This is a genomic window from Pseudomonas tehranensis (assembly GCF_014268615.1).
GTDB lineage: Bacteria > Pseudomonadota > Gammaproteobacteria > Pseudomonadales > Pseudomonadaceae > Aquipseudomonas > Aquipseudomonas tehranensis.
Map to the genome: position 1 here is coordinate 1 of NZ_JABWQV010000179.1, position 10,307 is coordinate 10,307.

Genomic DNA, 10,307 nt, shown 5'->3' on the forward strand with positions numbered 1-10,307 from the left:
GGGGGGCCCCCCCCCCCCCCCCCACAGGGGGTTTTGTGATGCTCGGGGGTCAGCGGTGCAACACGTACTGCCCCACAAATTGCACCGCTGGTGCTTCGCTCCCGGCATTTATCACCTGGGTCTGCAAGGTCAGTCGCGCGCGTCCGTAGCGCCGGTAGGTGGCCAGGAAGCGTTTCCAGACCTTTTCTTCGGGGGGGTGGCAAATGACTGTGGCGTCCCTCGTGACCGGCAGTGGATAGCTGATCTGCCCTTCCTGAATGACGATATGCCCGTCCTCAATGCCTTCTTCGCGCAAGGCCAGGTGCAGCCAGCCCCAGCCGCCCAGCACTGCGCCGCAGTACAGGCTGCCGCCGAACATGGTGCTCTTGTGGTTGACGTTGGCCTCCAGCGGTAAAAACAGACGCAGTTGCCGGGCCTGCCAGTCGAGCACCTTCAGGCCCATGTCCCGCGTCAACGGGATGTCGTGGTGCAGGATCGATTCCAGGTAGCGGCTGTCGCGGTTCATGCAGGGCCTCTTTTGAAAGGGAAGATGGCAATCACTCAAGCAGACTCAATCGGACTCATCGGCATGGCCCTGGCTGTCGCCGAAGTTCAGCCCATGCTTGCGTAACTTGTCGTGCAAAGTCTTGCGCGGAATGCCCAGGGCTTCGGCGAGGCTGCGCACCGAGCTGTGAGGGCGGGCCAGTTCGGCGGCGATCAGGGTTTTCTCGAAGTTTTCCACCTGCTCGCTCAAACCGCCGCTGACCAACTCGACTGGTGCGCCGGGGTTGCCGTCTGGCGCGCTGTTGTCCAGGGCCAGTTCCAGGCCCAGGGCAAAACGTTCGGCGGCGTTCTGCAATTCCCGCACGTTGCCCGGCCAGCTATGACGCAGCAGCAATGCCCGTTGGGCTGGTTGCAACTCGTGCGGCGGCAGGCCGTGACGGGCGCTGGCTTCGTCGGCGAAATGCTGGAACAGCATCAGGGCATCCTCACCACGTTCACGCAGCGGCGGTATACGCAGCGGCGCGACGTTCAGGCGGTAATACAGGTCGGCGCGAAAACGACCCTGATCAGCGGCCTGACGCAGGTCTTCCTTGGTGGCGGCGATGACGCGGATGTCCAGCGGAATCTGTTGATTGCCCCCCAGTCGTTCCACCACCCGCTCTTGCAGCAGCCGCAGCAGTTTGACCTGAACGTCCAGGCTCATGCTTTCGATTTCATCGAGAAACAGCGTACCGCCGTTGGCGAACTCGAACTTGCCGATGCGGCGCTTCTGCGCGCCGGTGAAAGCGCCGGGCTCATGACCGAACAGCTCGCTCTCCACCACCGACTCGGCCAGGGCTCCGGCGTTGATCGCGACGAAGGGGCCGTTGCGCCGGCCCGACAGATCGTGCAGGGCTCGGGCGACGACCTCCTTGCCGGCCCCGGTTTCACCGAGGATCAGCACATCGGCGCGGGTCGCCGCCAGTGCACCGATCTGCTCGCGCAGGCGCAGCATCGAGGGCGATTGGCCGACGAGCCGGGCACTGAGTTCATGGCGGTCGCTCAGGGCCAGGCGCAGGCTGCGGTTGTCCAGCACCAGCCGGCGCAAGGCCAGGGCCCGACGCACGCTGTCGAGCAGGTGATCGCTGGGAAAAGGTTTCTCAAGGAAGTCATAGGCTCCGGCGCGCATGGCCTGGACCGCCAGCGGCACGTCGCCGTGGCCGGTGATCAGTAGCACGGGCAGCTCCGGGTCCTGGGCATGGAGTTCGCTCAGCAGCTCAAGGCCGTCGATGCCCGGCATACGAATGTCACTGACCACCACACCCGGCCAGTCGCGGGACAGTTGCCTGGCCACGCCTTTGGCCTCGGCCAGGGACAGGACTTTCAGGCCGGCCAGGTCGAGGGTCTGGCTCAAGGCCTGACGCAAGTGGGGATCGTCGTCGATCAACACCACCTCAATCCGGTTATCGATGGTCATACGCTACGGTCCTCGGACGGTTGCAGGCTCACACCGGGCGCGCCAGCGCGCAACTTCAGGGTAATCAGGGCGCCGCCTTCCTTGTGGTTGGCGAACGACAGTTCACCGCCGAAGGCGCGCATCAGGGTGTCGCAAATCGCCAGCCCCAGGCCAAGGCCCTGGGTGCGGGTCTTGGTGGTGTAGAAGGGCTCGCCCGCGCGACCAAGGGCTTCCATGCAAAACCCTGGGCCGTTATCGCGGATGTACAGGTTGACGCCGGTTTCAGTGGCTTCGGCACTGAGCCAGAGTTTGCGTGGTGGGCCTTTTTCAGTCAGGGCGTCGAGAGCGTTGGCCAGCAGGTTGCCAAGCACCTGGCGCAAGCGCGTTTCCCCGGCCTCGACCCACAACGTGGCGGCCGGCAGGTCGCGGATCAGCTCCACTTCCATACTGCGCCGACGTTTGGCGAGCAGTGCCAGGGCATCATCCAGTGCTGGTTGCAGGGCGACGCTTTCCGGGGCGTGACGGTCGCGGCGGGCGAACGCGCGTAAGTGGGCGATGATCGAGGCCATGCGCCCGGTCAGCTCACTGATCAGCTTGAGGTTGCCTCGGGCGTCCTCGGTGCGCTGGTGATCGAGCAATATTTCGGCGTTTTCGGCGTAGCTGCGAATCGCCGCCAGCGGCTGGTTGAGTTCGTGGCTGATGCTGGCCGACATGGTGCCCAGGGCCGACAGCTTGCCGGCCTGCACCAGGTCATCCTGGGCGCGGACCAGTTCCTGCTGGGCCTGTTCGCGTTCCAGCACCTCTTGCTTGAGTCGTCGGTTCAGGCCTTCCAGGTCACTGGTGCGCTCGGCCACCCGACCTTCCAGCTCCTGACGGGCCTTGCCTTCGAAAGCGATACGATCCAGGTAATGCCGCCGGCGCTGCATCATCAACCCGAGCAACAGCATCAGGACCAGCAACGCCGCGCCGCCGATGACCACCACGGTGCGCACTGGACGGTCGATCAGGGTACGCGGGGCGAGAATGCTCACGCTCCAGCCGGTCTCCTCGATGGACTGGGTCTGGATCAGCCAGGCGTTCGCATCCAGGTTCAGCGGCTTTGGGTCGCGGGTTGGGTAAGGTTGTACGGCGCTGATGGAATTGCGTTCTTCGTCATTGAAGGGGCGGGTCGAGCGGAATCGCCATTCCTGTCGCGAAGTGAGGATCACCACGCCGTTGTGATCGGTCACCAGCAGTTGCTCGGGGGTTTTGCCCCAGAGGCTTTCGGTGTGGTCCAGATCAACCTTGACCACCAGCACGCCGATCACTTTTTCAAGGTCGCGCACCGCTGCGGCGAAGAAATAACCGCGTTTGGCCGAGGTGGTGCCCAAGCCGAAAAAGCGACCCAGCCGCCCGGCCATGGCTTCGATGTAATACGGCCGGAAGGCAAAGTTGCGGCCGACGAAACTGTCGTGTTTGTCCCAATTCGATGCCGCCAAGGTCTTGCCGGTGGGGTCCATCAGGTACATGACCTCTGCACCGGTCTGGGCGCTGATGTTTTTCAGCAGTCGATTGGCATTGCCCTGGATGATGCCGTCGTCCGGTGTCAGTAAGGTGGCGCGCAGGGCCGGCAGTTCACCGAGAATCTGCGGCAGCACTTCATAACGGTGCAGGGTGCCCAACAGGTTGGCGACATAGAGATCGAGGGTCTGGCGGTTCTGCCCGGCCAGTTCACTGCGGTAGTAACGCTCGGCCAGATGTTCCAGCGGCCACAGCAACGGCGCCAGGCACAGCGCAAGCAAGGCCAGGCTGCGCCAGCGGGGTCTGCGGGGAAGAGTGGAATTCATGAGCATCAGGCGCCTGTGGGGACAGGCGCATTATGCCTAGTGTCCGGCGGCAAGGCACTGGTGCAACGCGCTTCGCCAGTCTGGCTGGCTGACACCCCATTGCTCAAGCAGGCGCGTGCAATCCAGACGCGAGTTCAGCGGGCGTGGGGCCGGAGTCGGGTAAGCACTGGAGGGGATGGGCTCAAGCACCGCGCACGGTTTGTGCTGCTCGATCAGGTGCTCGCCGATGGCCTGGGCAAAGCCGAACCAGGACGTTTCGCCCTGCGCCGTCAGGTGATAAGTCCCCCAGGCGCCACACCGGTCGGCCTGCCAGCGTTCGATCAAGTGGGCAGTGCTCTCGGCGATAGTCCCGGCCCAGGTCGGTGCGCCGATCTGATCGTTGACCACCCGCAGGTGCGGTTTTTCCTGCAGCAGACGTTGCATGGTCAACAGGAAATTGCGTCCTTCCCTGGAGTACACCCAACTGGTGCGCAATATCAGGTGCTGCCCGGCGGCGTGGCGAATGGCCTCCTCGCCGGCCAGCTTGCTGCGCCCGTAGACACTCAGCGGGTTGGGCGAGTCGGCCTCGGTGTAGGGCTCAGGCTTGTGGCCATCGAAGACGTAATCGGTGGAGTAGTGGATCAGCGGCACACCCAACTCGACCGCCACGTGAGACAGGACGCCCGGCGCCGTGGCATTGATGGCGAAGGCCCGCTCCGGTTCGCTCTCGGCCTGGTCGACGGCGGTGTGGGCGGCGGCGTTGATGATCAGGTCAGGCCGCAGGGCAGTGATGGGCGAACGAAGGTGATCGGGGCGCGCCAAGTCGAGTTGGTCGCTGCCGCGCACAATCAACTCAGCCATGCCGGCCAGGCGCGACTGGAGCGCTCGGGAGACCTGGCCGTTCTGACCGATGATCAGGATGCGCAAGGACGTATTCATGGGAACAGGTCGGCCTCGTGCAGAGCCTTGCCGGCCTGGTCCTTGGGCGACAGGATCGGCGCGCTTTGCAATTCCCAGTCGATGGCCAGGTCCGGGTCGTCCCAGCGAATGCAGCGCTCGGCCGAGGGCGCATAGTAGTCGGTGGTTTTGTAGAGAAAATCGGCGCTATCGCTGAGCACGACGAAGCCATGGGCGAAGCCTGGTGGAATCCATAATTGATGCGCGGTTTTTGCTGAAAGACGAACTGCGGTCCATTGACCGAAGTTCAGAGAGCTGCGGCGGATATCTACTGCAATATCCAGCACTTCCCCATCCGTGACTCTTACAAGCTTGCCTTGGGGCTGTTCGATTTGATAGTGCAGGCCACGCAGAACCCCCTTGGCTGAACGGGAGTGGTTATCCTGAACGAATTGAGGCGTCAACCCGGTGGCTTCGGCAAAGGCACGGGCATTGAAGCTTTCGTAGAAAAAACCACGTTCATCTCCGAAAACCTTTGGCTCTATTAACAAGACTTCCGGCAATCGGGTGGGAGTGACTTTCATTGTGGCTCTCCGGCTATCTTGAACAGGTATTGGCCATAACCGGTTTTACCGAAATACTTGGCGCGCTCAAGGACGTGCTCGCGACTGACCCAACCCTGTTGATAGGCTATTTCCTCTAGACACGCCACTTTCAAGCCTTGCCGATGCTCGATGGTCTGCACGTATTGCGACGCCTCTAGCAGGCTGTCATGGGTGCCGGTGTCCAGCCAGGCGAAACCTCGACCAAAGCGCTCGACGTGCAGGTCGCCGCGTTGCAGGTAGGCATTGTTGACATCGGTAATTTCCAGTTCGCCGCGCTTGGATGGCTTTACCGCCTTGGCGATCTGGATGACATCGTTGTCATAGAAATACAGGCCGGTTACTGCATAACTGGACTTGGGGGAAGAGGGTTTTTCTTCGATGGAAATGGCACGATCTTCAGCGTCGAAATCGATCACGCCGAAACGCTCCGGGTCCTTTACCCAGTAACCGAACACTGTTGCACCGCTCTGCCGGCTGACGGCGGTCTGCAATCGATCGCTGAAATACGACCCATGAAAAATATTGTCGCCCAGAATCAGGCAGACCGAGTCGTTGCCAATGAATTGCTCGCCAATCAGGAAGGCCTGGGCAAGACCATCGGGCGAGGGTTGTTCGGCGTAACTGAATTGCACACCGAACTGACTGCCATCGCCCAACAGATTGCGGTATTGCGGCAAATCCTGCGGAGTGGAGATCACCAGAATCTCCTTGATCCCGGCAAGCATCAATACCGAAATCGGGTAATAGATCATAGGTTTGTCATAAATCGGCAACAACTGCTTGGATACGCCGAGGGTAATGGGATGCAGTCGTGTGCCTGACCCTCCAGCTAAAACAATACCTTTTGTCATGCAATCGATTCCTTGTTGTCGAGCGAGCCCAGGCGCTCGCCCTGATAGCTACCGTCCTGGACACGTCGGCACCAAAGCAGGTTTTCGAGGTACCACTGCACGGTTTTGCGCAGGCCGGTCTCGAAGGTTTCCCGGGGCGTCCAGCCCAGCTCACGCTCGATCTTGCCGGCGTCGATGGCGTAGCGCAGGTCGTGACCGGGGCGGTCTTTGACGAAGGTGATCAGGTCGGCATAGTGCTCCACACCGTCGGGCTTGTGGGGTGCCAGTTCTTCGAGCAGGGCGCAGATGCTGCGCACCACGTCGATGTTCTTCTGTTCATTGTGGCCGCCAATGTTGTAGGTCTCACCCACGGCACCTTCGGTCACCACCTTGAGCAGCGCCCGGGCGTGGTCTTCGACGTACAGCCAGTCGCGTACTTGTTGGCCGTCGCCGTATACCGGCAAGGGCTTACCGGCCAAGGCATTGAGGATCACCAGCGGAATCAGCTTCTCGGGAAAGTGAAACGGCCCATAGTTGTTGGAGCAGTTGGTCAGCAGCACGGGCAAGCCGTAAGTACGTTGCCAGGCGCGTACCAGATGGTCGGAAGCCGCCTTGCTCGCTGAGTACGGCGAACTGGGGGCGTAGGCGGTGGTTTCGGTGAACAAATCATCCGCGCCGTGCAGATCGCCATACACTTCGTCGGTGGAAATGTGATGGAAGCGAAACGTGCGTTTCTGCGGCTCGGCCAGGGTCTGCCAATAGGCACGGGTGGCTTCCAGCAGGCTGTAGGTGCCCACGATATTGGTCTGGATGAAGTCCGCCGGGCCGTCGATGGAGCGGTCCACGTGGGATTCGGCCGCCAGATGCATGATGGCCTCAGGCTTGAACCTGGCCAGTATCGCATTGACCGTCGGTTGATCGACGATATCGGCCTGGACGAACTCGTAGCGGCTGTCGTGATCGATGCTGCTCAGTGATTCGAGATTGCCGGCATAGGTCAGCTTGTCGAGGTTCAGGACCTGATGTCCAGTATCCAGGATCAAGTGCCGTATAAGCGCCGAGCCGATAAAACCGGCACCGCCGGTGATGAGAATGCGCATCCGAATAAGCCTTCTTCCGTAATACAACATAAGCGATTGGAGCATAGCTTGTCGGCATGGCGAGTGCGGTGCAAGCAGGATATTTCAGGGGATGTACACGCGCTTGGCAATTCAACTGTGGTGAGGGGTTGCTTATCCCCCGACTCAATGGCGAGATAGACATCCGATAAAACCACCTCAGGGGTCGTTGTATGCCACTCGCCACGTTGGTTCACCGTGCCAGTTTGCCAAGCCCACAGATCAGTGCCGAACAGGCGCTGGTGCTGCTGCGCTCGAATTACGGACTCAGCGGTGACCTGCGACCCTTGGGCAGCCAGCAGGACCTCAACTATCGCGTCGACAGCGAGCGCGGACGGTTTGTGCTGAAGATTTGCCATGGTGACTACGCCGTCCAGGAACTCCAGGCCCAGCATGCCGCCCTCAAGCATCTGGCCGAGCACGGCGCGGTGAAAGTGCCGCGGGTGATCGCCGCCAACAATGGCCAGGATCTGTTGACCCTGGAGATCGCAGGGCAAGCGGTTCATGTGCGATTGCTGGAGTACATCGATGGCCAGCCGCTCACCCAGCTCAACCATTGGGGGCCTGAACTGGTCACGGGGCTGGGGCGCTTGTGCGCACACATCGACCTGGCCCTGGCCACCTTCGATCACCCTGGCCTGGAGCGCACGCTGCAATGGGACGCCCGCCACGCCAATGCGCTGGTTGGCCACCTGCTGCCCGTCATCGACGATGATCAAGAACGCAACCTGATCGCGGAGGCGGCGCAACAGGCCGAACGACGCTTGCAGCCGCTCAAGGCCAGCCTGCCGGTGCAGGCGATCCACATGGACATCACCGATGACAACGTGGTCTGGCAGCGCGACGCCCAGCGCCAATGGCAATTGCAGGGTGTCATCGATTTCGGCGATCTGATCCGCACCTGGCGCGTGACCGATCTGTCGGTGACCTGTGCAGCTTTGTTGCACCATGCCGACGGCGATCCGTTTTTCATCCTGCCGGCGATCAAGGCCTACAACGCGCTCAACCCGCTGCAGCATGAGGAATTACTGGCGCTTTGGCCGCTGATCGTCGCCCGCGCTGTTGTGCTGGTGCTCAGCGGTGAACAGCAGGTATCCATTGACCCGGAAAATCAATACAGCCGCGACAACCTGGACCATGAGTGGGAGATTTTTCGAATTGCTCAGTCGGTCCCGTTCGAACTGATGGAAGCGGCGATCCTCTCGTGCGTGGGCCACAATCTGCCACCCGTTGCCAGTGAAGGCTTTGTGCCGCTGTTGCCGACCTTGGTGGGCCGTGAGTTCGCCCTGATCGACCTGGGTGTCCTGAGCCCGCATTTCGAAGCCGGCAACTGGGAGCAGGAGGGGATCGACCAGCGCCTGCTGAGCGAAGCCGCCGCGGTCCATGGATTGGCCGCCAGCCGCTACGGGCAGTACCGATTGTCTCGGACCCGGCCGGACAGCGCCGTTGAACCGGATACTTATCCATTACACGTAGAATTGCAGGTGCCGCGGGGCACGCCGCTGGAATCGCCGTTTGCCGGGGTGGTGCACAAGGCTGCCGACGGCATGTTGCAACTGGACAGCGTGCAACTGAGCATTCGGCTCTGGGGCGTGACATCGCCGTTGCATTCCGGGGCTGCGCTGGTCAAGGGTCAGGTCTTGGGCGAAGTCGATGGACCGTTGCGGGTGCAGTTGTGTCGCGGCGCTCACCTGAATTCACCGTTGTTCTGCACGCCATCCAGGGCGTCGGCCTGGCAGGCGCTCTGTCCCTCGCCGGCGGTGCTGCTGGGGCTTGCCTGCGATGCCGAGCCAGAGATCGACCCCCAGCAGCTGCTGGCCCGGCGCGATGCGAGCTTTGCCCGCTCGCAGAAGCACTATTACGTTGATCCGCCGCGCATTGAGCGCGGCTGGCGCAATCACCTGATCGACATGCAGGGCCGTTCTTACCTGGACATGCTCAACAACGTCGCGGTGCTGGGGCACGGGCATCCGCGCATGGCGGCGGTGGCGGCCCGGCAGTGGTCGCTGCTCAACACCAACTCACGCTTTCACTATGCCGCGATTGCCGAGTTTTCCGAGCGCTTGCTGGCGCTGGCGCCGCCCGGCATGGATCGGGTATTTCTGGTCAACAGTGGCACCGAGGCCAACGACCTGGCGATCCGCCTGGCCTGGGCCTACAGCGGCGGCCGGGACATGCTCAGCGTGCTGGAGGCCTATCACGGCTGGTCGGTGGCGGCCGATGCGGTCTCGACGTCCATTGCCGACAACCCAAAGGCCCTGAGCAGTCGCCCGGATTGGGTACATCCGGTGACCGCACCAAACACTTATCGCGGTGAATTCCGCGGCCCCAACAGCGCGCCGGACTACCTGCGCAGCGTCGAGCACAACCTGGCAAAAATCGCCGAACACAAGCGCCAGCTCGCCGGCTTCATCTGCGAACCGGTGTACGGCAATGCCGGTGGGATCGCATTGCCGCCGGGCTATCTGAAGCAGGTCTACGCGATGGTGCGTGAGCGCGGCGGTGTCTGCATCGCTGACGAAGTGCAGGTCGGCTACGGGCGCATGGGCGAATTCTTCTGGGGTTTCGAAGAACAGGATGTCGTGCCGGACATCATCACCATGGCCAAGGGCATGGGTAACGGCCAGCCGCTGGGAGCGGTCATCACCCGCCGGGAAATCGCCGAGGCGCTGGAAGCTGAAGGGTATTTCTTCTCGTCAGCCGGCGGCAGCCCGGTCAGTTGCCAGATCGGCATGGCCGTGCTGGACGTCATGGAAGAAGAACAGCTGTGGGAAAACGCCCGGGCAGTGGGTGGGCATTTCAAGGCCCGCCTGCAAGCCTTGATCGACCAATATCCGTTGGTCGGTGCGGTGCATGGCTCCGGTTTTTACCTGGGTGTGGAGCTGATCCGCAACCGCGACACCCTCGAACCGGCCACCGAAGAAACCACGGCGCTGTGCAATCGCTTGCGGGAGCTGGGCATTTTCATGCAACCGACCGGCGACTACCTGAACATCCTCAAGATCAAACCGCCGATGGTCACCAGCCGCCAGAGCGTGGATTTCTTTGTCGATATGTTGGCGAAGGTGTTGGACGAGGGGGTTTGACTCACTGAGGCAAACGCTTTCCCTGTGGGAGCGGGCTTGCTCGCGAAA

General features: G+C 61.9%; 8 protein-coding genes. 1 reads left to right on the plus strand and 7 read right to left on the minus strand.

Annotated elements, in window-relative coordinates; translation table 11 throughout:
* Positions 1 to 49: 49 nt before the first annotated feature.
* From HU811_RS20285 to rfbB, 7 genes are read right to left on the minus strand one after another with little or no spacing between them, the layout of a single operon-like run.
* Complete coding sequence (locus HU811_RS20285; RefSeq protein WP_186657739.1) at positions 50 to 505, minus strand: YiiD C-terminal domain-containing protein; 456 nt, start codon at positions 503 to 505, stop codon at positions 50 to 52.
* Positions 506 to 550: 45 nt separating this feature from the next.
* On the minus strand, positions 551 to 1,939 hold the full coding sequence (locus tag HU811_RS20290) for a sigma-54-dependent transcriptional regulator (protein WP_186657741.1): 1,389 nt from the start codon (positions 1,937 to 1,939) through the stop codon (positions 551 to 553).
* Positions 1,936 to 3,744, minus strand: coding sequence for a sensor histidine kinase (locus tag HU811_RS20295; protein WP_186657743.1), 1,809 nt, complete (start codon positions 3,742 to 3,744; stop codon positions 1,936 to 1,938). Before HU811_RS20295 ends, HU811_RS20290 begins: the two co-directional genes overlap by 4 nt.
* Positions 3,745 to 3,780: 36 nt before the next feature.
* Entirely contained in the window at positions 3,781 to 4,662 is an 882-nt protein-coding gene (gene rfbD / locus HU811_RS20300) for a dTDP-4-dehydrorhamnose reductase (protein ID WP_186657746.1), read from the minus strand.
* A complete protein-coding gene (rfbC, locus tag HU811_RS20305) occupies positions 4,659 to 5,204 on the minus strand; it encodes a dTDP-4-dehydrorhamnose 3,5-epimerase (protein ID WP_186657749.1) in 546 nt (181 codons plus the stop codon). The genes rfbD and rfbC overlap by 4 nt, the downstream gene beginning before the upstream one ends.
* Positions 5,201 to 6,076 carry a glucose-1-phosphate thymidylyltransferase RfbA gene (rfbA, locus tag HU811_RS20310; protein ID WP_186657752.1) on the minus strand — a complete coding sequence of 292 codons (876 nt, stop codon included), beginning with the start codon at positions 6,074 to 6,076 and terminating at the stop codon, positions 5,201 to 5,203. Before rfbA ends, rfbC begins: the two co-directional genes overlap by 4 nt.
* Positions 6,073 to 7,155 (minus strand): dTDP-glucose 4,6-dehydratase, encoded by a 1,083-nt coding sequence (gene rfbB, locus HU811_RS20315; protein WP_186657755.1) that lies wholly within the window; start codon positions 7,153 to 7,155, stop codon positions 6,073 to 6,075. The genes rfbA and rfbB overlap by 4 nt, the downstream gene beginning before the upstream one ends.
* Positions 7,156 to 7,346: 191 nt before the next feature.
* Between rfbB and HU811_RS20320 the strand changes: the two genes are divergently transcribed.
* Positions 7,347 to 10,259, plus strand: a complete 2,913-nt coding sequence (locus HU811_RS20320; RefSeq protein ID WP_186657756.1) for an aminotransferase — start codon at positions 7,347 to 7,349, stop codon at positions 10,257 to 10,259.
* The last annotated feature ends 48 nt before the right edge of the window (positions 10,260 to 10,307 follow it).

Bases quoted from the DNA above. Each gene is read 5' to 3' on its own strand.
- HU811_RS20285 (WP_186657739.1), bottom strand. From the start codon at position 505: ATGAACCGCGACAGCCGCTACCTGGAATCGATCCTGCACCACGACATC.
- HU811_RS20290 (WP_186657741.1), bottom strand. From the start codon at position 1,939: ATGACCATCGATAACCGGATTGAGGTGGTGTTGATCGACGACGATCCC.
- HU811_RS20295 (WP_186657743.1), bottom strand. From the start codon at position 3,744: ATGAATTCCACTCTTCCCCGCAGACCCCGCTGGCGCAGCCTGGCCTTG.
- rfbD (WP_186657746.1), bottom strand. From the start codon at position 4,662: ATGAATACGTCCTTGCGCATCCTGATCATCGGTCAGAACGGCCAGGTC.
- rfbC (WP_186657749.1), bottom strand. From the start codon at position 5,204: ATGAAAGTCACTCCCACCCGATTGCCGGAAGTCTTGTTAATAGAGCCA.
- rfbA (WP_186657752.1), bottom strand. From the start codon at position 6,076: ATGACAAAAGGTATTGTTTTAGCTGGAGGGTCAGGCACACGACTGCAT.
- rfbB (WP_186657755.1), bottom strand. From the start codon at position 7,155: ATGCGCATTCTCATCACCGGCGGTGCCGGTTTTATCGGCTCGGCGCTT.
- HU811_RS20320 (WP_186657756.1), top strand. From the start codon at position 7,347: ATGCCACTCGCCACGTTGGTTCACCGTGCCAGTTTGCCAAGCCCACAG.